This window comes from Tannerella sp., from assembly GCF_052170195.1.
Taxonomy (GTDB): domain Bacteria; phylum Bacteroidota; class Bacteroidia; order Bacteroidales; family Tannerellaceae; genus Tannerella.
The window spans coordinates 1-25,158 of sequence record NZ_JBQNAZ010000012.1; the positions used below are offsets into that span (position 1 = coordinate 1).

Below are 25,158 nucleotides of genomic sequence, written 5' to 3' on the forward strand. Positions count from 1 at the left end.
AATCTTGTATATCCATAACCCAAAGATAAGCTTATTTTGATGCGGTTGCCCTGGGTTTTTATATTTCCGGCATAGGATATCCGGCTTTTTGTCTAATTTTGTACGCTTAATTGATACATCATAATGAAGACAACAATAAAACGGACGTTTTTTTATATTTCCATCACAGCGTGTCTATATGCGGGACTTCCGGTAAGAGCACAAGATCTCAATTTCAATGAAAAGATTCGTCGGCTGATTGAAAAAAGCAATCAACCGGATACGATTCCCATACCTATACCGAAACCTCGTCTGGTGCCCAAAGAGTTTCCGGTCGATTCGGTAGTGACGGAGACTGTTGCCAATCCGCACACGGCAGAAAAAGATACGACAACTGTTCCTCATCGTGCGATTCGCAAGCGTACTCTCCTCATGTCGGACGAGGCGATCTATTGGTCGAGGCATTGGGATAACTCGCACAATGCCATACCGGAATGGTATACGTTTCGCGATACGATTATCGTGAACCGATTATTTATGCCTGTCCTCTTTAAAAAAGAAAATCTGGTTCAACCTGAAGAAATTCGTTTTTATGAACCGAAAGATTTCAATGAGATATCATGGACACAACCTCCGTATGTTCCTGTCAGGATGTTTGAAGCATTTCGGCGGAAAGGGATCATCGAAGATTATGCCTATCGTTATGTGCGGCGTCATCACCCCGATTATTTCCGTTACAGTGCCGAACATCTGCCGAAAGAAAAGACAAGGCATATTTGGCAGAAAGAAGATGTGCAGGTTCCTGTTCATAAGGTAGAAACGAGTCCGGACGACTATACGGCTCCCACTAAGTTTATTCCCGACCGGCGGTATTGGACTTCATCATTTGAATCATCTCTCAAGTTTTCTCAAAACTACATTTCTCCCAACTGGTATAAAGACGGTACGAGCAATTTGAATATTCTGAGCAAAAATCTGTTTCAATACAACTATGCTCGAAACCGGTTCCAACTCAAGAACCTGTTGCAAGTGGATATGAGTGTATATACAGCATCGGACGATACGCTTCGAAACCATAAGTTTGGCGACAACCTGCTCCGATTCTACAGTAACTTCGGTTATCAGGCATGGAGCAAGTGGTATTATACGATCGACTTTGAATTTAAGGCTCCATTATTTACCAACTACAAGAAGAATACGATGAAAAAGCAAGTGGCATTTCTCTCGCCTTACATTGTTAATACGGGGCTGGGTATGAAGTATGATCTGAACAAGAAATACGCGAAAAAAGGCCGTTCGCTGAAGTTGGCAGTCAATGTCGCTCCTATATCGTATACGTATATGGCAAGTGTAGATGACGGTATCAACCGTGGTATACATGGTTTTCAAAAAGATAGCGATGGGGAATATCGGAAATCGTTGAACAGATTCGGTTCGACCGTGCGTATGGATATGGTGTTGAAACCGAATCGGAACGTTACTTGGAAGTCACGGTTTTATTACAATACGACGTATAAGAATGTTTTAGCCGAATTTGAAAATATGTTGGATATGGCTATCAGCCGTTATTTTTCGACGATGATCAATGTTCATTTGCGTTTCGATGACAGCGTGACGAAAACGAAGGGGTATGATTCATATCTTCAAACGAACGAAACGCTGAGTTTCGGCTTGCGATATATCTGGTAAATCTTACGAATCTTTCACCTCGTTGGGGTAAAAAAGGCATTGTTTTGGTTCCGAACCATTCGTCTGTAATGTTTAACAAAAAATATCACTTCGGTGCGTTATGTTTATCTTTTTTTGATTACTTTTGCCGCGATTTGCAAACTCGACATTGCAATCTGATGACTTTATGGTGAAATTTATTCAACATCGTGGTATCGTGAAGAATATCGAAAACAATACGGTATTCGTACGTATAGAGCAGCAGAGCGCATGTAGCGCATGTCATGCACGGTCAGCTTGTCTGGCTTCGGATAAGGCCGAAAAGATTATCGAGGCGACGGGTGACGGAAGTCTGTTCGAACCGGGCGAGGAAGTCGTGGTATCGGTGCAGTCGTCCATGGGTATGCAAGCTGTCGTATTGGCTTTTGTGCTTCCGTTTTTCCTCGTTGTTACGGTTGTATTTGCCGGTATCAGATTGACGGGTGATGAAGGCATTGGCGGATTGGCCGGGCTGGCTTTTCTTTTTCCTTACTATATTTTGATTTATTTGTTTCGTAATAAGATAAATAAGCGATTTTTATTTACGGTTTCGAAAGCCGCTTCCGTTGGTGATCCTGTAATCAATTATATATAATGTATATAGCAATTATTCTATTAGGAGTAGTAGGTGCTGTTGCAGCCCTCATTTTATTCGCGGTATCAAAAAAGTTCGAGGTGCACGAAGATCCGCGCATCGGACAGATACAAAATGCATTACCGGGAGCCAACTGTGGCGGATGCGGTTTCCCGGGATGTGGTGGGTTTGCCAATGCCTGCTTTAAGGCCGAGTCGCTCGAGGGGCTGTTTTGCCCGGTCGGAGGAGCGGATGTAATGAAGCAGGTGGCTGCCATTATGGGGAAGGAAGCGGGTGAAAGCGTGCCTCAAATAGCTGTCGTGCGATGCAACGGTACGTGCGAAGCCCGTCCGCGTACAAATACATACGACGGTGCCCGGAGCTGTGCGATCGCTGCCGCGCTATACAGTGGTGAAACAGGATGTTCTTTCGGATGTTTAGGATTGGGTGATTGTGTTGATGCTTGCGATTTCGATGCTATCCACATCAATCCGGAGACCCTTCTTCCCGAAGTCGTCGAAGATAAATGTGTGGCATGTGGAGCTTGTGTGAAAGCATGTCCGAAGCATATCATCGAATTGCGCAAGAAAGGTCCGAAATCACGGCGTATCTTCGTGTCTTGTATGAATAAAGACAAAGGTGGGGTGGCACGGAAAGCTTGTACGAATGCTTGCATCGGCTGTTCAAAATGTAAAAAAGAGTGTCCGTTCGAGGCGATTACGGTTACGAATAACTTAGCTTATATCGACGACACGAAATGCCGCTTGTGTCGCAAATGTGTGGCTGTCTGTCCGACAGGTGCGATTCATGAGCTCAATTTCCCGCCGCGTAAGGAAAAAGAGAAAGAAACGGCCGCTCCGGAGCCTAAACCGGTTCCTCAACCCGAGGTGATCGTTCCGGAAACATCATTGACAACTAACAATTAACGATTCTATATGTACACCTTTCGAATTGGAGGGATTCACCCATCAGGAAACAAACTGTCGGCAGGACGTCCGATAGAAACGATTGCACCGACGGCCACGGTGGTTATACCGTTGGGGCAGCATATCGGCGCTCCGGCAGAAGCCGTTGTTGCCAAAGGCGACAAAGTGAAGGTCGGCACATTGATCGGAAAAGCATCGGGTTTTGTCTCGGCCAACGTTCATTCATCCGTTTCGGGGACGGTGACGAAAGTCGATACGATGATCGATGGAGCAGGTTTGCCTAAGCCTGCCGTTTATATCAATGTCGAAGGCGACGAGTGGGAGCAGGGTATCGATTGCGATGAGACGATTGTTAGAGAGTGTACACTCTCGGCCAAAGAGATTGTCGGCAAGATTGCCGAGGCCGGCATTGTCGGTATGGGCGGGGCTACATTCCCCACGCAGATCAAGCTCTCGCCACCTCCGGGAAGTAAGGCCGAGTTGCTGATCATCAATGCGGTGGAGTGTGAGCCGTATTTGACCTCCGACCATGCCCTGATGCTCGAAAAAGGCGAACAGATTATCATTGGGACGAGCATTCTGATGAAAGCCATTGAAGTTCGCCGTGCGGTAATCGGCATCGAAAGTAATAAGCCCGATGCTATTCGTTTACTGAAACAACTGGCTGAATCACAAAACGGAATTGAGATAATGCCGTTGAAAATGAAATATCCGCAAGGGGGAGAGAAACAGCTTATCGATGCGGTGATACGCCGTCAGGTTAAGAGCGGAGCATTACCGATTTCCGTAGGTGCTGTGGTACAGAACGTAGGAACGGTTTATGCCGTGTACGAAGCCGTTCAAAAGAATAAACCGCTGATCGAAAGGGTTATCACGGTTACGGGAAAGAGCGTTGCCCGACCATCCAATTTCCTCGCGCGTATCGGTACGCCGATCAGTACGCTGATTGAAGCGGCCGGCGGCATGCCCGAAGATACCGGCAAGATTATCGGCGGCGGTCCGATGATGGGACGTACGATGATCAGTGCTGATACTCCTGTGATGAAAGGGAGTTCCGGCGTGCTTTTGATGACGAAAGCCGAGTCGGTACGAAAGCCGATGCGAGACTGCATACGTTGTGCCAAGTGTATCAATGTTTGCCCGATGGGATTGGCTCCTAACCTGCTGATGAATCTAACCCTTCACAAGGCGTGGGACGAGGCGGAAGAAAACTATGTGGTCGACTGTATCGAATGTGGATCATGCAGTTATACCTGTCCGGCTTATCGTCCGCTGCTCGATTATATCCGTATGGGTAAGACGACCGTGATGGGAATCATGCGGTCGAGAAAGAAATAGCCTTTCGATCGAATATTGTATAAATTAATAAGATAAATATAAATGAACTCAACATTGATCGTTTCTCCGTCGCCTCATGTTCACAGCGGCGATTCGATAGGCAAGAATATGTACGGCGTACTGATTGCTCTTGTGCCGGCTTTTCTCGTCTCGCTCTATTGCTTTGGTTTGGGAGCCTTGATTGTAACGCTCGTGTCTGTCGTGTCGTGTGTGCTTGCCGAGTATCTTATTCAGAAATACTTGTATAAAAAAGAACCGACAGTCGGTGATGGCTCAGCCATTCTGACAGGTGTATTGCTGGCGTTCAACCTGCCGTCGAACTTGCCTGTATGGATCGTTATTCTGGGGGCGTTGTTCGCAATCGGCGTCGGTAAAATGTCGTTCGGAGGATTGGGTAACAATATCTTCAATCCTGCATTGGTAGGCCGTGTGTTTCTTCTGATCTCGTTTCCGGCGCAAATGACCACATGGCCTGTTGCCGATATATTGCCGATGACGTATACGGATGCTCAAACAGGCGCTACGACCTTGTCACTGATTCATTACAGTAAAGATTTTGCCGATGCGGGGATGGCTGCCATCGGACTGACCGGCGGAAGCCTTGGTGAGATGAGTGAAATTGCATTGCTTATTGGGTTCGCTTATATGCTGTTTCGAAAGATCATCACATGGCATATTCCGGTGACGATTCTTGTAACAGTAGCCGTTTTCACCGGAATCTTGTATATTTTTAACCCTACACCGGTGAACAATCCACTGATTCATCTTACTTCAGGGGGATTGATGCTCGGGTCTGTGTTTATGGCTACCGATTATGTCACTTCACCGATGGCAAAAAAAGGAACGGTTGTTTACGGTATCGGTATCGGCGTGTTGACTGTTCTGATCCGCATCTTCGGCGCCTATCCCGAGGGGATGTCTTTCTCCATTCTGATTATGAATGGGTTAACACCACTGATTAATACATACTTCAAACCCAAACATTTCGGAGGTAAATAAGCATGGAAAAACTGAAATCAACATTCCTTACGATTGTGTTGTCACTGACGTGTATCTGTCTTGTGGCAGGCCTCGCTTTGTCGGCAGCCAATACATTTACGAAAGAGAAGATTGCCGAATCGAATGCTGCGGCATTGCAGGCGGCGATTAAAAAAGTAGCGCCGGAATTCGATAATCATCCGGCGGAAGAACAATTCAAAGTCGGACTGGCCGAAGGCGATTCGCTTGTTGTTTATCCTGCTAAGAAAGGCGGAGAGTCGGTCGGTGCGGCCATTGAGAGTTATACCAAGAACGGTTTTGGCGGGATGATTCGCATCATGGTCGGGTTTGATGCCGAGCATAAGCTTGTCAATTATTCGATCCTCGAACATAACGAAACCCCGGGACTGGGTTCGAAAATGGAGGAATGGTTCCGTGTAGAAAAGAACAAACAGAACATTATCGGACGTGACATGAAGGGGGCTGCCCTCACCGTATCAAAAGATGGAGGCGATGTAGACGCGATTACGGCGGCAACGATTTCGTCACGCGCTTTTCTCGAAGCCGTAGCTCGTGCATATGCTGCATATAACGGTCATGAAGCAGACGGAACGAGCGGAGCTACATCGAAAGAGTCGGAAGAATAATGCAGTATGTTAAATATCAAATATAACGAACAATGAAATATTTGAAAATCATAAAGAATGGTATCATCGCGGAAAATCCGACATTCGTTCTGTTGTTGGGAATGTGTCCAACATTGGCGACCACCTCATCGGCCGTCAACGGCATGAGTATGGGCTTGGCAACAACCTTTGTGCTGATCTGCTCGAATATCGTTATCTCGGCAATCAAAAAGTTAATCCCCGATGAGGTACGTATACCTGCTTATATTGTGGTCATCGCATCGTTCGTGACGATTTTGCAGATGTGCATGCAGGCTTTTTTGCCTGATTTGTATAAGAGTCTCGGATTATTTATCCCGCTTATTGTAGTGAATTGCATTGTGCTTGGTCGTGCCGAATCCTTCGCCTCGAAGAACGGAATCCTCTCTTCCGGTTTTGACGGGATCGGGATCGGATTGGGATTTACGATTGCCTTGACATTGCTTGGGATTTGCCGCGAGTTACTCGGTACGGGCAAGATGTTTGCCTTGTCTGTCTTTCCTGAGCAATACGGAGCGTTGCTCTTTGTGCTTGCACCCGGCGCATTTATTGCTTTGGGATATCTGATCGCATTAGTCAATCGGTTCAAAAAATAACGCATCAAAACGATATTATGGAATATATTCTTATTTTTATTGCAGCGATTTTCGTGAACAACGTCGTGTTGTCACAGTTCCTCGGAATCTGTCCGTTTTTAGGGGTATCTAAAAAAGTCGATACGGCTTTGGGCATGGGCATGGCTGTCACGTTTGTCATGACGATCGCGACGATCGTGACTTTTTTGATTCAGAAATATATATTGGATGCATTCGGCCTTGCCTATCTGCAAACAATTGTTTTTATTCTGATTATCGCCTCGTTGGTGCAGATGGTTGAGATCATTCTAAAAAAGGTATCTCCTTCGCTCTATCAGGCATTGGGGGTATTTCTGCCACTGATCACCACGAACTGTGCTATTCTTGGTGTGGCGATCCTCGTCATACAGAAAGAATATAACCTCGCTCAGTCTATCGTATATGCCGTTGCTACGGCTATCGGCTTTGCGCTTGCTCTCGTTATTTTTGCCGGTATACGCGAGCAGCTCGACCGTACGAATGTGCCGGCTGCCATGAAAGGCGTTCCCATTGCACTGATTACCGCAGGTCTGTTGGCTATGGCTTTTATGGGCTTCTCCGGAATTGCGTAATTCCCAAAGCCAAACCAAAGGTTTGTAATTTTATCGGTTTAAGTCTGCTATCGTAAAGATGTTTTGCATTAGCACGCAATGTTTGGCCCATTTCGAGGAAGGCATCGTATAGGTGACGCGTTGGCCATCCTGTGCAATGATCGTGATCCGTATCGGTGACGGAGATTGGTAGAAACTCTTCAACACCTGATACGGAACTTTGACCGTTCCGCGATGAATCCAGTATTTTCCTTTCGGGTGCGTGTATAACAAATCACTATGGGAAGCATACAGAGCTTTTCCTGATTCGTCCGATACATAAAATGAATCTGTTACAAAAGTGTTGAGATGAAAGTAGGTGTAATTGATGGTAGCTGAATCCTGCGAATAAAGATAAGCAATGTCATATACGAAGCTTTTCTTCGCTTTTTTGTCTTGCGTCTGAAAGCCTTTTTGAGGCATAATAAAATACAGATTGCCACCTTCCTGAGGCAGGAAAGAATAATGTGTATGTAATTTTTGTGCAGATAGACTGACGGCTCCCATCAGTAGAATCGATAACATTACAAATTTCATTGTGTATAAATAAATTTATTTGTAAAAAAACAGGAAGATATATCTCTGACGGGCATACAATGTTATCAGAATTCAAAGTTGTGTTTTTCAAACAATTTCTTCTGTTGTTGCCCCTTCTTATATATTCCAAAAAGATGTGTCAGAACAAAAGTCCTGACACATCCTTGTTCTTTCTCGTTCAGACGAAAATTATTCGCCGTAAACAATGATTTCGTGAGTGGTGATGATACCCAGAATTGTCTTGTTGTGCTCGTCTACGTGGGTAATTTTTTTGATTCCACCGTTCTTAGCTGCAGTTTGGAAGCTGGCATCACCAGTAGCGAAAATATTCAGGATACTGCTTGCCGATGCTTTTCCTACTTTGGTAGCTAATGAATTACTTGTTACAGCTGTACCGCTTGTTACATCGGTGTAAATTCCACCCATCACCGGTGCGCGCGTAATACCGCAACTGCTTAATCCTAAACAGCCTACTGCTGCTACTAACATAAACACTTTTTTCATTGTAAATAAGTTTTTAATGTTACAATTTTACCCGTCTCCCATCAGATAAAATGTTAATAATTTGTTTGTTAAATAAATAAAAGACTTATGGGAGTAGTCTTTTGAGACGGTAAAAGTACAAATAATATTTGTAATAACGTTATAGATGTTTTAAAAAAAATATCTGATTTTTTTACATGGAAAAGAGGAATTGGGTATTCTGTCATACTATATGTTAAGATGGTTAACTGAATACTTTATACATGCATTTCGATATTAATTTGCACCCCTGTAATCGGTTGGTGATAAACCGGCTATCTTTTTAAACATACGGCTGAAATGATGGGGGTATTTAAATCCCAATTCGTATGCAATCTCGTTAATCGACTTGTCGGGATGATGCAATAAATCCTTTGCCCTGTTAATGAGCTTTAACTGGACATATTCTTGTGCCGTCTTTCCTGTTTCTTTCTTGATTAAATCGCCAAAATAATTGGCAGATAGATGCACTCTGTCTGCAAAATATTGGACGGAAGGTAAGCCGATCGTTTGTGCTTTATTCGAATCGAAATACAGGTTGATCTCTTCTTCGAAACGGAATAATATCCCTTTATTTACTTCTTCACGAGTAATGAATTGACGGTCATAAAAGCGTAAGCAATGATTGAGCACCACTTCAAGATGTGCCACAATAATCGATTTGCTATGCTTATCAATCGAATGGTTCAACTCTCCTTCAATTTCCTGAAAACAGTTGATGATGGTTTGTTTTTCCCGTTCTGACATGTGCAGCGATTCGTTTGACTGATAGGAAAAGAAAGAATAGTTTTTCATCTTTTGTCCCAGAGCTGTTCCGCGTAACAAATCCGGATGGAAACACAGTCCCCAGCCTTGCATCCGAAAAACTTCGCCGGTATCGTCTTTCCCTGCAACTTGCCCCGGACCGATAAACACAAGCGTTCCTTCCTGATAGTCGTAACGATGGCGTCCGTATATCAGATTTCCACATTGAATCTGTTTCAGGAAGATGAAATAGAAACCGTATCTTTTACGTATATGTTTAAACTCTTTCCCGACTTTGGAAAAGTCAATCGAACTGATTAAAGGGTGAAATGTCTCAATACCCAAAAATGTATTGTACTCATGGATTGTGTCGAAATTCAGAATCGTACGCATATATTTTTCTGTTAAATAAATATCTCTACAAAAATAGTTGTTTTGTTTCGAACTCCGACAGAAATTGTTTTTATCCGTAATTATGGTATAAGAATCCGTAATTTGTCTATTTACGTGACGAATGATTCGGGCTATATTTGTATCGTGAAATTATATAATTTAAAAAAGGAGATAAAAAGATGAAAACACAGACGAGTCCAAATGCAAGAATGTTTATGATCTTTATTTGGGGAATCATGATGGGGCTGCAAACTCTTTACGCTCAGCAGAAACCGGAAGAATCCAAACCGGAAGAATCACTTATCGCTCTTTCGAAGATGAAATGGAAATGGATGGCAGAAAAAGATGTCGCATCGCTGGATGATTTGTTTCATGCCAATGCGGTATTTGTACACATGGGAGGAACAATGAATAAAGAGCAGGAGATCGGTGTAATAAAATCCGGAAGGATAGAGTATAAACACGCCGAAATACAGGAAACGACTGTTCGTTTTGTGGGTCAGACGGCCGTTATACTCGACAAAATCCGTCTGACTGCCGTTGTTGGTGGAAATGAGGTGGTAAATCCCTTTATGGTTACCGAAGTTTATGTGTTCACAGATAACCGATGGAAACTGGCCTCTTTGTCGTTCACCAGATTGCTGGGAGAATAAAAAAGTAAGATATAAAACAGGAATAAGATGATAAGGAAAATTATTATGGGAACGGCGTGGATGATGGTAGGCCTTGGTCTCTATGCTCAGAACAATGAAATGCTTACCGATAAAGACAAAATTATTGTGACCATTTCGGCATATACCGCGCGTGGCGAACTTGCCGAACTGAAAGAGGCACTCAATCGTGGCCTCGATGTCGGGCTTACCGTTAGCGAAGCACGTGAGATTCTTGTACATCTTTACGCTTACACCGGCTTTCCTCGCAGTCTCAATGGGCTGATGACCCTGATGAACGTACTCGAAGAACGGAAGACACAAGGGAAGAAGGATGTAGAAGGACGTGAAGCGAGTCCCATTGTCGATACTGGCGACACGTACGAACGTGGGCGAAAAACACTCGAAAAATTGTCGGGTGTACCTCAGCCCAAACCGGCTAAAGGGTATGGTGAGTTTGCTCCGCGTATCGATCGGTTTTTAAAAGAGCATCTTTTTGCCGATGTGTTCGACAGCGATGTGCTTGACTACAAGACCCGCGAACTGGTAACCCTATCTGCGCTGGCAACTCTCAACGGAACGGAAGCTCAGCTAAAGGGACATTTGAAGTTAGGCAAAAATACCGGTTGGACAGATCGCCAACTTGCTGAGATCATCGAGATGGCGTCCGCAATAAAAGGAATTGATCCGATTCACTCCAAAGGTGAACAAAAGTTGCCTGATACGCGGTTTACGGGCGATGCCTATCTCACACCGTTGCTGGCGCGCGATACAACCAACAATTTTGCCATGGGAAGCGTCTATTTCGAGCGAAATGCCCGAACGCATTGGCATACTCATCCTCGTGGACAGGTGCTTATCGTAACCGCCGGAGAAGGATTATATCAAGAAGAAGGCAAGCCCGCACAACGTATCCGTAAAGGAGAAATCGTGAATATTCCTGCTCGCGTAAGACATTGGCACGGGGCGTCGGCACACAGCCCGATGACGCATATCGGCATCACCAATTATGTCGGCGAGAAAGGTGTGGACTGGTACGAAGCCGTAACAGATGAGCAGTTCGACAAAGCCAATTCCGAAGGAAAAAGGTAATCATCCTTATCATACAAGAATAACATGAAATCGAAAATCATCATGACAATATTCGCCGGAGCGACGCTTATAAGCTGTACGAACAAGCATACAATCTCCGATGAGCATCATTTGGTAATTGAAAGGCAGGGGAGTTTTACCGTCGGCGGACAGCACATCAAGCGCGAAGGCATTTACGACGGAAAGACTTTTACCGGATTTTTTACGCCGAACGAAGCAGGGCAAACCATGCACGTCGATCATGCTTACGTTGATTATCAAATACCGGCAAACGCTCGAAGCCATTCTATTATTTATGTACACGGCTACGGAGGATCGGGAATGACTTGGACATCTACACCGGATGGACGTGAGGGATTTGCCACCCTCATGCTGCGCAAAGGATATCCGTCGTATGTAATGGATCTGCCGGGGCGTGGACGAGCCGGAAAAACTTCGGCCGAAACGACCGTTAAGCCTCAAGCCAATGAGCAGTTCTGGTTTGATATCTGGCGCATCGGCGAATGGCCGAATTATAATGAAGGGGTACAGTTCCCGACGGATTCTGCTGCCTTCTCTCAATTCTTTCGTGCCATGACACCCAATATCGGTACCGGAAATCCGGCAAACGATGTGGCGACTATCGGCCTGCTGGCCGAACGCATTGGTGCGAATATTCTTGTCACTCATTCTGCCGGTAGCCTTCCGGGCTGGTTGGCTGCGGCAAATAGCGATCAAATAAAAGCTGTTGTGGCATACGAACCCGGCGCATATCTGTTTCCGGAAGGTGAAATCCCTGAACCAATCGAAGGGCTTACGGGTGGAACGAGAGGCATTCCTGTTTCTGTAGACGACTTCAAAAAACTGGTAAAAAAGCCTATCGTTATCTACTTTGGCGACTATATTCCCGAAGAAGTAACCCATCAATTGGGAGGTGAGAATTGGCGAGTACGCTTGCAAATGGGACGCAAATTCGTGGAAGCTGTCAATCGCCACGGCGGAAAGGCAACCTTGGTAGAATTGCCCCAAATAGGGATCAAAGGCAACACCCATTTCTTGATGAGCGACCTCAATAACAACGATCTTGTAGACCTGCTTGTCCGATGGTTCGAAGAAAACAGATTGAATTGAAAGGAAATGCATTGTAAACTCTAAAAAATGAAATATATGAGACGACTAAAATGGATGATGCTAACAGTGATTCTTGTTTTGCCTCTAATGCTTACGGCATACAACAGAAAGGTCGAAAAAAAGGCGTCGGACTCAGGTGATCGAAAGATGACAGCTCCTTTTACTTCTCGTTCGACGATTGGCGAGATAGTCAACCATTCCGCGTTCAAGGCGTTTGGCCGGTTTCTGTTTCCGCTTCAGGGCGAGACTTACGACCGTGATATGCCGCTTTCGCAAGTTGGAAAGCTTTTGCCTTATCACGAAAATATTGTTCCCGATAGTGCAGCAGCGCTTCTTAACCGGATGCTACTGCGAGTCGAAGCGGGAGAACATTTGTTTTACGATATTTACACCGATACTCAAAAGCAAGCCGACTCTACTAAGAAAGAAACAGGAATATTCTTCTTTCGAGGGAAACCTGATGCTCCTTTTGCGGTGGTTTGTCCGGGAGGAGGTTTTTCCTACGTAGGCTCCATTCACGAAAGCTTACCTCATGCCGACTATTTGAGCGGAAAAGGCTACAATGTTTTTGCCATTCAGTATCGTACCGGAGGAGCACAAGTAGCCTGTGAAGATCTTGCCGCGGCTCTTTCGTTTATTTTTCGCCATGCACAAACATTAAAAATAAGTACGGATGGTTATTCTCTTTGGGGAGGATCGGCCGGAGCGAGAATGGCTGCTTATCTCGGCTCCTATGGGGCGGCAGCTTACGGGGGCGACGATCTGCCTCGTCCGTCGGTAGTGGTGATGCAATACACGGCACATTCGGATTATACCCGCAATGATCCGCCAACTTTTGCCGTAATAGGAGAGAACGATGCCATAGCGAGCCCTGCCGTGATGAGAGAGCGTATGGATACCCTTAAAAGCTTGGGTATTGATACCGAATTTCATCTTTATCCCGATCTCGGACATGGATTCGGAATGGGCTACGGCACGACCGCTCAAGGCTGGATAGATTTTGCTTTAAGATTCTGGGAAAAACATTTACAACATCGATCAAATAAATAACTATGAAAATCAATAAAATAATTCAAGTCATTATGATGATAACTACGGGTGCAACATTATTCGCGCAAAACGCTTCTGTAAATCCTTACGGATTGGTGTATCAAGGGGCAATTACTAAAAACGAAGAAGGAAGGGTGCATATTCATCCGGTCAGTTATAAGAACAAGCATGGGATAGATATATCGGCTAATCTCTATACCCCGGCCGGCTATGACGGAAATAAGCGATATCCTGCCATTGTGGTAGCTCATCCCAACGGGGGAGTAAAAGAGCAGGTTGCGGGACTTTATGCGCAGCGATTAGCCGAACAGGGATTTCTTACCATTACTGCCGATGCGGCCTATCAGGGAGCAAGTGGAGGAACACCCCGCAATACGGACATACCGGCTAACCGGATAGAGGATATTTACGGCATGGCGGATTTTATTACTTCTTATCCCGGTGTTGATGTCGACCGCATCGGAATACTCGGTATTTGCGGAGGTGGAGGATATACGATTAAAGCCGTGCAGACCGACAAACGTTTTCGGGCTGTGGCAACCATCAGCATGTTTAATTCGGGGCTGGTTCGGCGGAACGGGTTTCAGGATTCGCAACTTGCTACGATCAACCAGCGATTGCAACAAGCCTCCGATGCCAGAGCCAAACGAATCGCCACGGGCCAAATAGAGTACACGGGAAGCAAGGCAACCAAGCTCACAAGCGAAGAATTGGCTAAAATCTCGACCGATTTATACCGTCAAGGGATGGAATACTATGGCGATACGCATGCTCATCCCAATTCCACTTTTCAATATACGACAGAAAGTCTGCTTTATCTGATAAATTTCGATGCCAATACGCAGGTAGAGCTTATTACCCAGCCGTTGTTGATGATTTCGGGCGAAAAATCTGATACGCATTATATGACCGAAGCCGTCTTCAGGAATGCTACCGGTACGCAACAAAAAGAACTGTTTATCGTAAAAGGAGCAACGCATATCGAAACGTATTGGAAACCGGAATATGTGGCGCAGATTGTAGAAAAATTATCGGATTTTTATGGAAAACATTTTAAGTAAAACAAATTAAATAGGAAGGAAATGAGAACAAAAGATTTAAACAGACGTGAATTTATTGCGCTCGGAACGCTCGCGACCGGTGGGTTATTCGCTGCTCCTTTGACAAGCTGTTCTTTAAAAGCCGAGTCCCCATCTTCGGTCAAAGAGAACCTTCGTGAAAACGTCCGGAAACGGACTTTGGGAACCGGCAAACATGCGCTGGAAGTTTCTGCCGTTGGCTTGGGGTGTATGGGAATGAGTTATCATCGCAGTTTTATTCCGGACCCGAAAAAGATGGAAACATTGCTTCGTCAGGCGGTTGACAGGGGACAGAATTTCTTCGATACGGCCGAAGCATACGGTCCGCAAACGAACGAGCTTTTGGTGGGGAAAGCACTGAAAACAGTCCGCAAAGATGTTGTGATCGCCACGAAATTCGGATTTGTAAACGGAAGGCCTTCGGAAGGAACAGACTCCAGTCCCAAGCGTATCCGTGAAGTAGTAGAACAATCGCTTAAAAACCTGCAAACGGATTATATCGATTTGCTTTATCAGCATCGGGTTGACCCCAATGTCCCCATTGAGGAGGTGGCCGCAACGGTAAAAGCGTTGATCGGTGAAGGCAAAGTGCTTCATTTCGGTATGAGCGAGGCCGATGCCGAAACCTTACGCAAAGCTCATTCGATACAGGCTGTTACAGCCATTCAGAGCGAATATTCGTTGATGACACGCATTGTAGAAACGAATGGAGTCTTGAATACTTGTGAAGAACTGGGTATCGGTTTCGTTCCGTATAGCCCGTTAAGTCGTGCGTTGCTTACAGGGTATATCAACGAACGAACGAAATTTAACCTCGACAACGATAACCGTCCTGCGTTACCTCGTTATCAACCGAAAAACATTATCGAGAATTGGGGGGTGATCGATATTCTCAAAGAGTTCGGCGATCATCGGGGACTGACCGTAGCACAAGTGGCTTTGGCTTGGTTATTGGCTCAAAAACCTTGGATCGTACCGATTCCGGGAACAACAAAGCTGGCTCATTTGCACGAAAATATGCTTTCTGCCGAATTTGAATTTACGCCGGACGAATTACGGCTACTTACCGATAAAATCAATCAGCTACAAATCGTAGGCGAGCGATATACAGGCATATCTGCACAGCAGGCAAGTAAATAAATCTTTTTTTATAAAAATTTTTAATGTAACGTAACAGAAACATGAAACGAATGATTATCGCTGCTTTGAGTATCGTTTTATTCGGCAGCAACGCTTACACGCAAGAGACACGTAAACAAGAAGCTTTGTTTAATAAGGCTTTGGTGGTTTATTTCTCCGCAACGGGAACTACGGCGGGAGTCGCTAAGAAGATCGCGCAAGTGTCCGGAGGAGAACTCTACGAGATCGTCCCTCAAACACCTTATACGAGCGACGACCTCGATTGGCGAAACAAACAGTCGCGCAGTTCGCTCGAAATGGGAAATCCGAAGTCCCGCCCGGCCATCAAAGGGAAAAAAGAGCATCTTTCGGATTATGACGTGATTTTTATCGGCTATCCGATCTGGTGGAATGTGGCGCCAACGATTGTCCGCACATTTATCGAAAGTCATCCTCTGAAAGGGAAAACGGTGATACCTTTCGCTACGTCGGGAAGTAGCGGCATAGAAAACAGTGTGGCTCAATTGAAAAAAGATTATCCCGAAATTCAGTGGCGGGACGGCCGATTGTTAAACGGTGCAACGGAACAGACGATCCGTGAATGGATAGAAAAAGAGCTGAAAAAATGATATAATGATAGCAATCGATGAAAAAAATTCTGATAACTTTCATTGCTCTGATTAGTTTCGGGGTGCAAGCTCAGCAAACGTCCCCAATCGTTCGTACAGCTTCAGGCTTTGTGCGTGGAGCATCGGAAGACGGTATCGACTGCTACAAAGGCATTCCATACGCAGCGCCGCCGATTGGCGAATTTCGTTGGCGCCCGCCTCAGCCCGTAAAATCGTGGGATGGCATACGTGATGCAACCCAATATGGCCCAAGTTGTGCGCAAGCGGGATGGCCGCGAGGCTCGAGTGGTATTGCCGATGGTTCGTCTGAAGATTGTCTTTATTTAAACTTGTGGCTACCCTCGGGTACTAAACTGGGAGCAAGATTGCCTGTCATGGTCTGGATACACGGAGGAGGCTTCGTGGGAGGCAGTGGGGCAGGTTCTTTAGGCAGTCAATTCGCCAAGCAGGGGATTATTCTCATAACAATCAACTATCGACTGGGACGACTCGGGCATTTTGCTTTTCCCGCATTAAGTGAAGAGTATCCTAATGAGCCAAAAGGAAGTTATGCCTTTATGGATCAAATTGCGGCACTTGAATGGATACAGAAAAACATTGTGGCATTTGGAGGAAATCCCGATAACGTGACGATCTTCGGTCAATCTGCCGGTGGTGTGTCCGTTCATGCTCTTATGACTATTCCGGCAGCCAGAGGCCTTTTCCATAAAGCGATCAGTCAGTCGGGCGGGGGGCGCGACGGTGTGCTGACCGGTCGCCCCATTCGTCAAGAAAAGGCAGATTCGATGTATCCTGTTTCGGCAGAAACAATAGGGATAAATTTTGCGCGTAAGCATGGAATTCAAGGTCTTGATGCTGCCGCTCTTGCCCGGCTGCGCACGTTGAGTGTTGAGGAGATTGTGGATGGAGGACAGGAAATAGACGAACAGCAAGGTGTACGTACCTATTCCGGCCCTATTCTTGATGGGAAACTGGTTGTCGAAACAGCTGAAAGTGCGTACAAGGCCGGGCGGTTTGCAAAGATACCGTTGATCATTGGATCAAACAGTGCGGAGATAGGAGGGGAATTTGTCAATTCCAGCAGTTCTAAAAACGAGCTGTTTGCACTTTTCGGAGAATTACAAAATGAAGCAATCGAAGCTTACGATCCCAAAGACGAAAGAGAATTTTCCGAAATAATAGCATTGTTTAATACTGATTGGGTGTGGGCTGAGCCTGCCCGATTTACCGCAAGGAATTTTATAGAAAGTGGAACGCCGGTTTATCTCTATCACTTTGGCTATGTATCTCCGGCTATGAAGGAGCGTATGAAGTATGGAGCTGGACATGGAGCGGAAATCGGTTATATATTTTGCAGACTGATGAACAGAGAAGGTTCTCCCGTAGACTTAAAGAGTGAAGAAGTTGCCACGATTATGAATACGTATTGGGTTAACTTTGCTAAAACAGGAAATCCTAATGGAAACGGCCTTCCTCAATGGCCTGTTTACGATATTGAGAATGACACCATGCTCGACATACAGTTAGATGGGCGTTTTGTTAAAAAATCCGATCCAAGAAAAGCCAGATTGGATGTCATCGAGAAAGCTTTCAATCATAGGGAACGGTTACAAACCCGCGGTGGCATTTAGAAGTGAATCTTCTGTGCGAAAAAGTACAGTGATGATGACTTGATGTCGGCAATAAACATTCTAAAACGCCTTTACATGCAAAAAGTCCTGCAGACTTATGTTTGCAGGACTTTTTTCTTCCACCGGCTTTATCATCTCTAAGTCTTCCAGCGGAAAGCGAGGGATTCGAACCCCCGGTACAGTTACCCGTACACCGCATTTCGAGTGCGGCCCATTCGACCACTCTGGCAGCTTTCCTCCCTTTTCAAAGGACGCGCAAAGGTAATATGTTTTTCAGAAAATACAAAAAAACGAAATAAATTTACTTATCGAATTCGTTTTTGGGTCTTCTTGAAATTGGGTCTTTTTTTACGGCTTCTTTGCTGTTCCTGAAACACTTTTCTTTATTTTGCGATTTTTAGAGCAGATAATATAAAAGTTTTACTATTTTTGCTCGACTTATCAAACAGGCAAAACAATATTAATTATAAGAAAATATAAACCGTTATGAAATTTGATGTATCAAGTTCCGCGTTATTGACACGCTTGCAGTCGATCAGTAAAGTGATTGCTTCGAAAAATACGCTGCCTATCTTAGACAGTTTCCTGTTCCAGTTAGAAGAGAATAAGTTGACGATTACGGCTTCGGATGTGGAAACTCGTCTGGTGACAACCGTCGATGTGATGAATGCCAGCGGAAGCGGTCTGTTTGCTGTTTCTGCCAAGATTCTCTTAGAACCATTGAAAGAATTGCCGGAACAACCGCTTGTGTTTGAGATCAACGATGATAATTTGTCGACCGTTGTGCGTTACGAGAACGGGAAGTATGAATTTATCGGCCAGCGTGGTGATACATATCCTCAACAAAAACCATTGGGTGAAAATGCGGTAGACCTCACCATGGAATCGCAGGTATTGTTAAATGGTATCGGGCGGGCGTTTTTTGCCACGGCCGACGATGAACTTCGTCCGGTGATGAACGGAATCTACTTCGATATTCAAACCGATAATCTGACGTTTGTCGCTTCGGATGGTCATAAACTGGTGCGTTTGCGCAATCTGGCCGTAAGGTCGGAGGGGCGTGCTTCGTTTATTTTGCCGAAGAAGCCGGCGAATTTATTGAAGGCTTTATTGCCTAAGAATACCGATCCGGTCAAGATAACGTTCGATGAGAACAATGCTTACGTGAAGACGGCTAATTTCGAGATGGTTTGCCGTTTGATAGAAGGACGTTACCCGAACTACAACAGTGTCATCCCGCAAGATAATCCCAACAAAGTAACAGTCGATCGCGTATCGCTGCTGACGGCTTTGAAGCGCGTATCCGTTTCTTCGAACCCGGCCAGTGGTCTGGTTAAGTTACAACTTTCAAGAGACGGCATGATGATCTCGGCACAGGACATTGACTTTTCCACTTCGGCCGAAGAACGAGTGACGTGTCAATATGAAGGAATGGATTTGAGCATCGGATTCAAAGGAACTTTTTTGATTGAGATATTAAGCAACATTAACTCGGGCGAGATTGTGCTGGAATTGGCCGATCCCTCTCGCGCCGGTGTGATTGTACCGCTGGAGAACGAATCGGATGAAGAGTTGCTGATGTTGCTCATGCCGATGGTTCTGAACGATTAAATAACGATTATATGCAGCTCAATTTAGCCAATCCGCTGGTGTTTTTCGATTTGGAAACTACCGGTGTGAATATCTGTAAAGACCGGATCGTCGAAATCTCGTATTTGAAAATTTCGCCGAACGGAAAAGAAGAAGGGAAGACCCGGCGTATCAATCCGGAGATGCCGATCCCTCCGGAGGCAACGGCCATACATGGCATCACAGACGAGGATGTGAAGGATTGTCCGACGTTTAAAGAGATTGCCAAATCACTGGCGTCGCAGATCGAAGGGTGCGACTTGGCCGGATTTAATTCAAACCGTTTCGATATTCCGCTGTTGGCCGAAGAATTTTTGCGTGCGAATGTGAATATCGATTTGTCCAAACGCAAGTTTGTCGATGTACAGACGATCTTTCACAAGATGGAACAGCGCACGTTGCAGGCTGCCTACAAATTCTACTGCGACAAAGAATTGGCCGATGCGCATAGCGCCGAGGCCGACACGAAAGCGACGTATGAGGTCTTGAAAGCGCAGTTAGACCGCTATCCCGATTTGAAGAACGATGTGAAATTTCTTTCCGAGTATTCGAGTTTTACGAACAATGTCGATTTTGCCGGACGGATGATTTATAACGACAAAGGCGAAGAAGTGATCAACTTCGGGAAGTATAAAGGACGTTTGGTGACGGAGGTGTTGCAAACCGATCCGGGGTATTATGCATGGATCATCGGAGGAGATTTTCCGCTCAACACGAAGCAGAAACTGACCGAAATCCGGATGAGGATGAAATAGCGGCAAATCACAGACAAAGATAATAAGAAGCGAAGCTGTACGTTGTAAACCTATGCGAGGGAAAAAAATCATATTAGGCATCACGGGCGGTATTGCTGCCTATAAGTCAGCTTATCTGATCCGTGCCTTGGTGAAAGAAGGGGCGGAGGTGCAGGTGGTGATGACACCGGCCGCGAAAGAGTTTATCACGCCTCTGACTTTGGCTACCTTGAGCCGTAAGCCGGTGATCAGTGAGTTTTTCTCCAACCGCGACGGCTCGTGGAACAGCCATGTCGATTTGGGACTGTGGGCCGATGCGATGCTTGTCGCTCCGGCGACGGCTTCGACGATCGGAAAGATGGCAAACGGCGTAGCGGATAATATGCTGGTGACGACGTACCTCTCGTGCAAGGCGCCTGTTTTTATCGCTCCGGCGATGGACTTGGATATGTTTGCTCATCCGTCGACACGGCAAAATCTGGCCCGCCTGCGTTCCTACGGTAACCATATCATCGAGCCGGGCGAGGGCGAGTTGGCCAGCCGGTTGGTCGGCAAGGGACGGATGCGGGAGCCCGACGAGATTGTCCGTGTGCTGTCTGCTTTCTTTGCTGCCTCGAACGATTTGCAGGGGAAAACGATCCTGATCACGGCCGGCCCCACGTACGAAAAAATCGATCCCGTACGTTTTATCGGCAACTACTCTTCGGGAAAGATGGGCTTTGCGTTGGCCGAGGCGTGCGCTCGAAGAGGTGCGAAGGTGCGATTGATTGCCGGGCCTGTCTCGTTGAAGGCAGACCATCCCAATATCCTGCGGACAGATGTCGAGTCGGCCGATGAGATGTATGAAGCGGCGGTGTCGGCTTTTCCCGATGTGGAGATCGCGATTCTTTCGGCGGCGGTGGCCGATTATCGTCCGGCGGCGGCAGCGACGCAGAAGATCAAGCGCGAGGGACGGGAGTCGCTCTCGTTATCGTTGGTGCGCAACAGGGATATTGCGGCCGCGCTGGGAGAGAGGAAGCGTGCCGGGCAGTATTTGGTGGGCTTCGCTTTGGAAACGAACGACGGCGTGGCACATGCGAAGGAGAAGCTGGCGCGAAAAAATCTCGACATGATTGTGCTGAACTCGCTTGAGGAAGAAGGAGCGGGCTTCGCGTGCGATACGAACAAAATTACCGTGATCGACCGTGAGGGGCAGATGACCGGCTTTCCGTTGAAAGATAAAAAGGCCGTGGCCGACGATATCTTAGATTGTCTGAAAACGTTAATAACAAAAGGATGAACAAAAGAAAGAAGTGGCTTGTCTGTCTGTTGGCAACGATGGCGTTAAGCGCTTGGTCGCAGGTATCCGAACTGAATGCGAAGCTATCGATCAACAGCAGTAAGGTGCAGGGCACGAACAAGGAAGTTTTCAACACTTTGCAGAGAGCGTTGAACGAGTTTATCAATAACAAGAAATGGACGAACGCCAAATTTTCGCCCAATGAACGGATCGACTGTACGTTTACGATGATTGTCAATACGCAGGAAGATAATCGTTTCAGTTGCGAGTTGCAGGTGCAGGCGCGTCGTCCGGTTTATAATTCGTCTTACACGACTACGATTTTTAACTTCCGCGATACGCAGCTCGATTTCCAATACACCGAAATGGAACCGTTGGAATATTCCGAAACAACCTTGCAGAGCAATCTGACGGCAACTATCGTGTTTTATATTTATGTGATTTTGGGAATCGATTTCGACGGTTTTTCGCCCAAGGGCGGGAGTGTCTTTTTCCAGCAGGCGCAGCAGATTCTGACGTTGGCGCAGTCCGAACCGTCGTGGAACGGCTGGAAGGCATTTGAGAATGATCGCAACCGTCACGCGCTGATTACGGCGCTGACCGAGAATCAGAGCGAGGGATACCGTCAGTTCTGGTACGATTATCATCGTAAGGGGCTTGACGAGATGGCGGCGAATGCCGATCGCGGACGGACGAATATCCTTGAGGCGTTGCCCGCTTTGACGGCGTACAAAAGTGCGCGGCCTACTTCGATCCTGTTGCAAGTTTTCTCCGATACGAAGTTGGATGAGCTGGTAGCCATCTACTCTAAAGCTACGACGCAGGAGAAGCAAGCCGGCTATAAAACATTGTCGAATCTTTATCCGGGCCAGACGAACCGGCTCGGATCACTTAAAAATTAAGGTATGCTTCAATCGCTTTTTATACGAAACTTCGTCTTGATAGACGAACTCCATATCCGCTTTGACGAGGGCTTTTCGGTCGTGACCGGTGAAACGGGAGCCGGAAAATCGATTATTCTCGGAGCGTTGGCGCTCGTGCTCGGACAGCGCGCCGATTCGAAAAGCATTCAGTCCGGCGCCGATAAATGTGTGGTCGAGGCCGTGTTCAACGTCTCGGCCTATCGGCTCGAAGATTTTTTCCGGTCGCATGATCTGGAGTATGACGCGGAGAGTTGCATTTTGCGCCGCGAGCTGATGAGCAGCGGCAAGTCGCGCGCGTTTATCAACGATACGCCGGCTCCGCTCTCGGTGGTCAAGGCTTTGGGCGACCGGCTGATCGATGTGCATTCGCAGCATCAGAACCTTTTGCTGGCCGATACGCAGTTTCAGATGAACGTCGTCGATATCATGGCCAAAACGGAGTCTTTGCTGGTGGCTTACCGGCGCGAGTATGAGCGTTATCAAGACGCCGTGCGGCAGTTGGAGGAGCTGGAAGCGTTGGCGTCCAAAAGCCGGCAGGACGAGGATTATCTGCGTTTTCAGGTCGAAGAATTACGGACGGCGCAGTTGACGGCCGGCGAGCAGGAAGAGTTGGAGGCTGAGCTGGAAACGCTCTCGCATACGGAAGAGATCAAGTCGGCATTGTACAAGGTCACCGACAGCCTGATCGGAGAGGAGAGGGGCGTGGTGCAGCAGCTGAAAGAGGCGCTTCATGACGTCGAGGCGTTAGAGGCGTATTTCCCGAAGGCGAAAGATTTTGCCGGGCGTTTGCGTTCGGCATGGACGGATATGGCCGATCTGGCGTCGGAGACGGATGTGCTGAAGGAAGACGTGGAGTTCGATCCGAGCCGTTTGGAGTGGGTCAACGAGCGGCTTAACACGATTTATTCGTTGCAGCAGAAACACCGTGTGTCGTCGGTCGAGGAGCTGCTGGCGTTACAGCAGCAGTTTACGACGCAACTCTCGGCCATCGATTCGTTCGATGAGCAGATGGAGGTGTTCACGAAGCATCGTAAATCGATTTACGAGGTGTTGATGATACTGGCTGGCCAACTGACCGATCGCCGCTGCGAGGCGGTCGCCAAGATTGAGTGGCAGCTTGTCGACCGGATGGTGTTGCTGGGCATTCCCAACACCCGTTTCGAGATCGAGCTTTCGCCGAAAGAAAAACCGTCGGCCGACGGGATGAACGAGGTTCGCTTCCTCTTTTCGGCCAATAAGAACGAGGCGCTCAAACCGGTGGCGCAGACGGCTTCGGGGGGTGAAATCTCCCGCCTGATGTTGTGCATCAAAGCCATGATTGCCGGTTTTGCCGCGTTGCCGGCCATCATCTTCGACGAGATCGATACGGGCGTATCGGGCGAAATCGCCGACAAAATGGCTGATATCATGCAAGACCTCGGGCAAAAGATGCAGGTGATTACGATTACGCACCTGCCGCAGATCGCGGCCAAAGGACGGGCGCATTATTTCGTCTATAAGGAAGATACGGCCGAACGGACATTGACACGTATCCGTCGGCTGACGACCGAAGAGCGCATCAATGAAGTGGCGCGGATGCTCAGCGGATCGTCGCTGACCGAAGCCGCCGTGGCGAACGCGAGGGCGTTGTTGCAAAAAGAAAAATAAACCGAAAGAGAGATGAGCGATAAAGACATGATATTCGGCATTCGTGCCGTGATGGAGGCGATACAGGCCGGCCGCGAGGTAGACAAGATTATGGTGAAAAAAGACTTGCAGGGCGACCTGATCCGCGAGTTGGGCGAGCTGCTCAAAGGGCGGATGGTGCCGGTGCAACGTGTGCCGGTGGAGCGGTTGAACCGCATCACGCGGAAGAACCATCAGGGGGTAATCGCGTTTGTCTCGGCCGTGACGTATCACCGGCTCGAAGACCTTATCCCTTTTGTGTTTGAGCAGGGGCGAGACCCGTTCATCGTGTTGCTCGACGGAGTGACCGACGTGCGCAATTTCGGGGCGATAGCCCGCACATGCGAGTGTGCCGGGGTCGATGCACTGGTCATCCCCTCGGAAGGGAGCGTTTCGGTCACGGCCGATGCGATGAAGACTTCGGCCGGGGCGCTCAACGTGTTGCCCGTATGCAAGGAGCGCACCATTCATCAGGCCATCCGTTTTTTGAAAGACAGCGGGGTGAAGGTGTTTGCCGCTACCGAAAAGGCCTCGGCAAGTTATACCGAAGTGTCGTACGACGGACCGGTAGCCCTTGTGATGGGCGCGGAAGATACGGGTGTTTCGGCGGCGAACCTGCGCGTTTGTGACGAGATGATCCGGATCCCGCAGGTCGGATCCATTGCTTCGCTCAATGTGTCGGTCGCTACCGGGGTGATGCTTTTCGAAGCCCTCCGACAACGCTCCGAACGGAAATAATCAATGACGAATTACGAATTACGAATGACGAACGCTGCCTTTGTCATTCAGAGCGAAGCGAAGAATCTCTTTCCTTTCAGGGGCGGGATTCCTCACTGCGTTCGGAATGACAAACGCGGTTATTTGCTCCCATTTGCGAAATTTGCGTTCGGACAAACCCAACACCACACAAAAAATGGGCGAACACAGAGGTTCGCCCCTACATTAACTACCCTTTCTCGTAATTCGTAATTCTCTGACCGCTGACCGCTGACGGCTGAAAA

The 25,158-nt window shown here is 47.1% G+C and carries 25 protein-coding genes and 1 tRNA gene; 22 read left to right on the top strand and 4 right to left on the bottom strand.

The features are described 5' to 3' along the window. Positions 1-123 precede the first annotated feature (123 nt). From ACTTKA_RS04960 to rsxA, 8 genes are all read left to right on the top strand, one after another. A complete protein-coding gene (locus tag ACTTKA_RS04960) occupies positions 124-1,668 on the top strand; it encodes a DUF3078 domain-containing protein (RefSeq protein WP_442714369.1) in 1,545 nt (514 codons plus the stop codon). A 166-nt stretch (positions 1,669-1,834) separates the two neighbouring features. Next, positions 1,835-2,281, top strand: coding sequence for a SoxR reducing system RseC family protein (locus tag ACTTKA_RS04965; RefSeq protein WP_442724204.1), 447 nt, complete (start codon positions 1,835-1,837; stop codon positions 2,279-2,281). Further along, positions 2,278-3,186: a Fe-S cluster domain-containing protein gene (locus tag ACTTKA_RS04970; protein WP_041590897.1), complete on the top strand. Its 909-nt coding sequence runs from the start codon at positions 2,278-2,280 to the stop codon at positions 3,184-3,186. The genes ACTTKA_RS04965 and ACTTKA_RS04970 overlap by 4 nt, the downstream gene beginning before the upstream one ends. A gap of 9 nt (positions 3,187-3,195) precedes the next feature. Continuing rightward, entirely contained in the window at positions 3,196-4,524 is a 1,329-nt protein-coding gene (gene rsxC, locus ACTTKA_RS04975; protein WP_014225883.1) for an electron transport complex subunit RsxC, read from the top strand. Between the two features lie 42 nt (positions 4,525-4,566). Then, positions 4,567-5,523 (top strand): RnfABCDGE type electron transport complex subunit D, encoded by a 957-nt coding sequence (locus tag ACTTKA_RS04980; RefSeq protein ID WP_442724205.1) that lies wholly within the window; start codon positions 4,567-4,569, stop codon positions 5,521-5,523. Between the two features lie 2 nt (positions 5,524-5,525). Further along, complete coding sequence (locus tag ACTTKA_RS04985; protein ID WP_014225885.1) at positions 5,526-6,149, top strand: RnfABCDGE type electron transport complex subunit G; 624 nt, start codon at positions 5,526-5,528, stop codon at positions 6,147-6,149. A 32-nt stretch (positions 6,150-6,181) separates the two neighbouring features. Beyond that, a complete protein-coding gene (locus ACTTKA_RS04990) occupies positions 6,182-6,763 on the top strand; it encodes an RnfABCDGE type electron transport complex subunit E (protein WP_060831526.1) in 582 nt (193 codons plus the stop codon). A gap of 17 nt (positions 6,764-6,780) precedes the next feature. After that, positions 6,781-7,353 (top strand): electron transport complex subunit RsxA, encoded by a 573-nt coding sequence (gene rsxA, locus ACTTKA_RS04995; RefSeq protein WP_442714364.1) that lies wholly within the window; start codon positions 6,781-6,783, stop codon positions 7,351-7,353. A 30-nt stretch (positions 7,354-7,383) separates the two neighbouring features. Here the strand turns inward: rsxA and ACTTKA_RS05000 are convergent, their stop codons facing one another. From ACTTKA_RS05000 to ACTTKA_RS05010, 3 genes are all read right to left on the bottom strand, one after another. After that, entirely contained in the window at positions 7,384-7,908 is a 525-nt protein-coding gene (locus ACTTKA_RS05000; RefSeq protein WP_442724206.1) for a hypothetical protein, read from the bottom strand. Positions 7,909-8,097: 189 nt separating this feature from the next. After that, positions 8,098-8,412, bottom strand: coding sequence for a TRL-like family protein (locus tag ACTTKA_RS05005; RefSeq protein WP_442714362.1), 315 nt, complete (start codon positions 8,410-8,412; stop codon positions 8,098-8,100). Positions 8,413-8,667: 255 nt separating this feature from the next. Then, a complete protein-coding gene (locus ACTTKA_RS05010) occupies positions 8,668-9,567 on the bottom strand; it encodes a helix-turn-helix domain-containing protein (RefSeq protein WP_442724207.1) in 900 nt (299 codons plus the stop codon). A gap of 179 nt (positions 9,568-9,746) precedes the next feature. Here ACTTKA_RS05010 and ACTTKA_RS05015 point away from each other — a divergent pair, with 179 nt between their 5' ends. From ACTTKA_RS05015 to ACTTKA_RS05050, 8 genes are read left to right on the top strand one after another with little or no spacing between them, the layout of a single operon-like run. Continuing rightward, positions 9,747-10,220 (top strand): nuclear transport factor 2 family protein, encoded by a 474-nt coding sequence (locus tag ACTTKA_RS05015; protein WP_442724208.1) that lies wholly within the window; start codon positions 9,747-9,749, stop codon positions 10,218-10,220. A gap of 27 nt (positions 10,221-10,247) precedes the next feature. Continuing rightward, the gene (locus tag ACTTKA_RS05020; RefSeq protein ID WP_442724209.1) at positions 10,248-11,309 is read left to right on the top strand and encodes a carboxymuconolactone decarboxylase family protein; all 1,062 of its coding nucleotides are present in this window, start codon (positions 10,248-10,250) and stop codon (positions 11,307-11,309) included. A gap of 42 nt (positions 11,310-11,351) precedes the next feature. Beyond that, the gene (locus ACTTKA_RS05025) at positions 11,352-12,419 is read left to right on the top strand and encodes an alpha/beta hydrolase (RefSeq protein ID WP_442724244.1); all 1,068 of its coding nucleotides are present in this window, start codon (positions 11,352-11,354) and stop codon (positions 12,417-12,419) included. A 36-nt stretch (positions 12,420-12,455) separates the two neighbouring features. Then, on the top strand, positions 12,456-13,469 hold the full coding sequence (locus ACTTKA_RS05030; RefSeq protein WP_442724210.1) for an alpha/beta hydrolase: 1,014 nt from the start codon (positions 12,456-12,458) through the stop codon (positions 13,467-13,469). 32 nt (positions 13,470-13,501) lie between these two features. Continuing rightward, positions 13,502-14,530: an alpha/beta hydrolase gene (locus ACTTKA_RS05035; RefSeq protein ID WP_442724211.1), complete on the top strand. Its 1,029-nt coding sequence runs from the start codon at positions 13,502-13,504 to the stop codon at positions 14,528-14,530. A gap of 21 nt (positions 14,531-14,551) precedes the next feature. Next, positions 14,552-15,688, top strand: coding sequence for an aldo/keto reductase (locus tag ACTTKA_RS05040; RefSeq protein ID WP_442724212.1), 1,137 nt, complete (start codon positions 14,552-14,554; stop codon positions 15,686-15,688). A 41-nt stretch (positions 15,689-15,729) separates the two neighbouring features. Continuing rightward, a complete protein-coding gene (locus tag ACTTKA_RS05045; RefSeq protein WP_442724213.1) occupies positions 15,730-16,296 on the top strand; it encodes a flavodoxin in 567 nt (188 codons plus the stop codon). A gap of 17 nt (positions 16,297-16,313) precedes the next feature. Further along, complete coding sequence (locus tag ACTTKA_RS05050) at positions 16,314-17,927, top strand: carboxylesterase/lipase family protein (RefSeq protein WP_442724214.1); 1,614 nt, start codon at positions 16,314-16,316, stop codon at positions 17,925-17,927. Positions 17,928-18,077: 150 nt separating this feature from the next. On the opposite strand, the gene ACTTKA_RS05055 is transcribed toward ACTTKA_RS05050, so the two are convergent. Further along, positions 18,078-18,164: transfer RNA gene (locus ACTTKA_RS05055), tRNA-Ser, on the bottom strand. A gap of 249 nt (positions 18,165-18,413) precedes the next feature. Here ACTTKA_RS05055 and dnaN point away from each other — a divergent pair. The 6 genes from dnaN to rlmB are packed head-to-tail and all read left to right on the top strand — an operon-like array spanning position 18,414 to position 24,895. Beyond that, positions 18,414-19,538: a DNA polymerase III subunit beta gene (gene dnaN / locus ACTTKA_RS05060; RefSeq protein ID WP_314790659.1), complete on the top strand. Its 1,125-nt coding sequence runs from the start codon at positions 18,414-18,416 to the stop codon at positions 19,536-19,538. Between the two features lie 11 nt (positions 19,539-19,549). Then, positions 19,550-20,311, top strand: a complete 762-nt coding sequence (locus tag ACTTKA_RS05065; RefSeq protein WP_075588901.1) for a 3'-5' exonuclease — start codon at positions 19,550-19,552, stop codon at positions 20,309-20,311. Positions 20,312-20,363: 52 nt separating this feature from the next. Continuing rightward, entirely contained in the window at positions 20,364-21,569 is a 1,206-nt protein-coding gene (coaBC, locus tag ACTTKA_RS05070) for a bifunctional phosphopantothenoylcysteine decarboxylase/phosphopantothenate--cysteine ligase CoaBC (protein WP_442724215.1), read from the top strand. After that, the gene (locus ACTTKA_RS05075) at positions 21,566-22,471 is read left to right on the top strand and encodes a DUF4835 family protein (RefSeq protein ID WP_385977624.1); all 906 of its coding nucleotides are present in this window, start codon (positions 21,566-21,568) and stop codon (positions 22,469-22,471) included. Before coaBC ends, ACTTKA_RS05075 begins: the two co-directional genes overlap by 4 nt. A 3-nt stretch (positions 22,472-22,474) precedes the next feature. Continuing rightward, complete coding sequence (gene recN / locus ACTTKA_RS05080; protein WP_442724216.1) at positions 22,475-24,139, top strand: DNA repair protein RecN; 1,665 nt, start codon at positions 22,475-22,477, stop codon at positions 24,137-24,139. 12 nt (positions 24,140-24,151) lie between these two features. Then, positions 24,152-24,895, top strand: coding sequence for a 23S rRNA (guanosine(2251)-2'-O)-methyltransferase RlmB (gene rlmB, locus ACTTKA_RS05085; protein WP_442724217.1), 744 nt, complete (start codon positions 24,152-24,154; stop codon positions 24,893-24,895). Positions 24,896-25,158: the final 263 nt, after the last annotated feature.

Excerpts from the sequence above, each read along its gene's own strand:
- rsxA (WP_442714364.1), top strand. The coding sequence starts at position 6,781 with ATGGAATATATTCTTATTTTTATTGCAGCGATTTTCGTGAACAACGTC.
- ACTTKA_RS05030 (WP_442724210.1), top strand. The coding sequence starts at position 12,456 with ATGAGACGACTAAAATGGATGATGCTAACAGTGATTCTTGTTTTGCCT.
- ACTTKA_RS04960 (WP_442714369.1), top strand. The coding sequence starts at position 124 with ATGAAGACAACAATAAAACGGACGTTTTTTTATATTTCCATCACAGCG.
- ACTTKA_RS05075 (WP_385977624.1), top strand. The coding sequence starts at position 21,566 with ATGAACAAAAGAAAGAAGTGGCTTGTCTGTCTGTTGGCAACGATGGCG.
- ACTTKA_RS05040 (WP_442724212.1), top strand. The coding sequence starts at position 14,552 with ATGAGAACAAAAGATTTAAACAGACGTGAATTTATTGCGCTCGGAACG.
- ACTTKA_RS05035 (WP_442724211.1), top strand. The coding sequence starts at position 13,502 with ATGATGATAACTACGGGTGCAACATTATTCGCGCAAAACGCTTCTGTA.
- ACTTKA_RS05065 (WP_075588901.1), top strand. The coding sequence starts at position 19,550 with ATGCAGCTCAATTTAGCCAATCCGCTGGTGTTTTTCGATTTGGAAACT.
- ACTTKA_RS05000 (WP_442724206.1), bottom strand. The coding sequence starts at position 7,908 with ATGAAATTTGTAATGTTATCGATTCTACTGATGGGAGCCGTCAGTCTA.
- rsxC (WP_014225883.1), top strand. The coding sequence starts at position 3,196 with ATGTACACCTTTCGAATTGGAGGGATTCACCCATCAGGAAACAAACTG.
- ACTTKA_RS05010 (WP_442724207.1), bottom strand. The coding sequence starts at position 9,567 with ATGCGTACGATTCTGAATTTCGACACAATCCATGAGTACAATACATTT.
- rlmB (WP_442724217.1), top strand. The coding sequence starts at position 24,152 with ATGAGCGATAAAGACATGATATTCGGCATTCGTGCCGTGATGGAGGCG.
- ACTTKA_RS04985 (WP_014225885.1), top strand. The coding sequence starts at position 5,526 with ATGGAAAAACTGAAATCAACATTCCTTACGATTGTGTTGTCACTGACG.
- coaBC (WP_442724215.1), top strand. The coding sequence starts at position 20,364 with ATGCGAGGGAAAAAAATCATATTAGGCATCACGGGCGGTATTGCTGCC.
- ACTTKA_RS05045 (WP_442724213.1), top strand. The coding sequence starts at position 15,730 with ATGAAACGAATGATTATCGCTGCTTTGAGTATCGTTTTATTCGGCAGC.
- ACTTKA_RS04980 (WP_442724205.1), top strand. The coding sequence starts at position 4,567 with ATGAACTCAACATTGATCGTTTCTCCGTCGCCTCATGTTCACAGCGGC.
- recN (WP_442724216.1), top strand. The coding sequence starts at position 22,475 with ATGCTTCAATCGCTTTTTATACGAAACTTCGTCTTGATAGACGAACTC.
- ACTTKA_RS05015 (WP_442724208.1), top strand. The coding sequence starts at position 9,747 with ATGAAAACACAGACGAGTCCAAATGCAAGAATGTTTATGATCTTTATT.
- dnaN (WP_314790659.1), top strand. The coding sequence starts at position 18,414 with ATGAAATTTGATGTATCAAGTTCCGCGTTATTGACACGCTTGCAGTCG.
- ACTTKA_RS05020 (WP_442724209.1), top strand. The coding sequence starts at position 10,248 with ATGATAAGGAAAATTATTATGGGAACGGCGTGGATGATGGTAGGCCTT.
- ACTTKA_RS04990 (WP_060831526.1), top strand. The coding sequence starts at position 6,182 with ATGAAATATTTGAAAATCATAAAGAATGGTATCATCGCGGAAAATCCG.
- ACTTKA_RS05025 (WP_442724244.1), top strand. The coding sequence starts at position 11,352 with ATGACAATATTCGCCGGAGCGACGCTTATAAGCTGTACGAACAAGCAT.
- ACTTKA_RS05050 (WP_442724214.1), top strand. The coding sequence starts at position 16,314 with ATGAAAAAAATTCTGATAACTTTCATTGCTCTGATTAGTTTCGGGGTG.
- ACTTKA_RS04965 (WP_442724204.1), top strand. The coding sequence starts at position 1,835 with ATGGTGAAATTTATTCAACATCGTGGTATCGTGAAGAATATCGAAAAC.
- ACTTKA_RS05005 (WP_442714362.1), bottom strand. The coding sequence starts at position 8,412 with ATGAAAAAAGTGTTTATGTTAGTAGCAGCAGTAGGCTGTTTAGGATTA.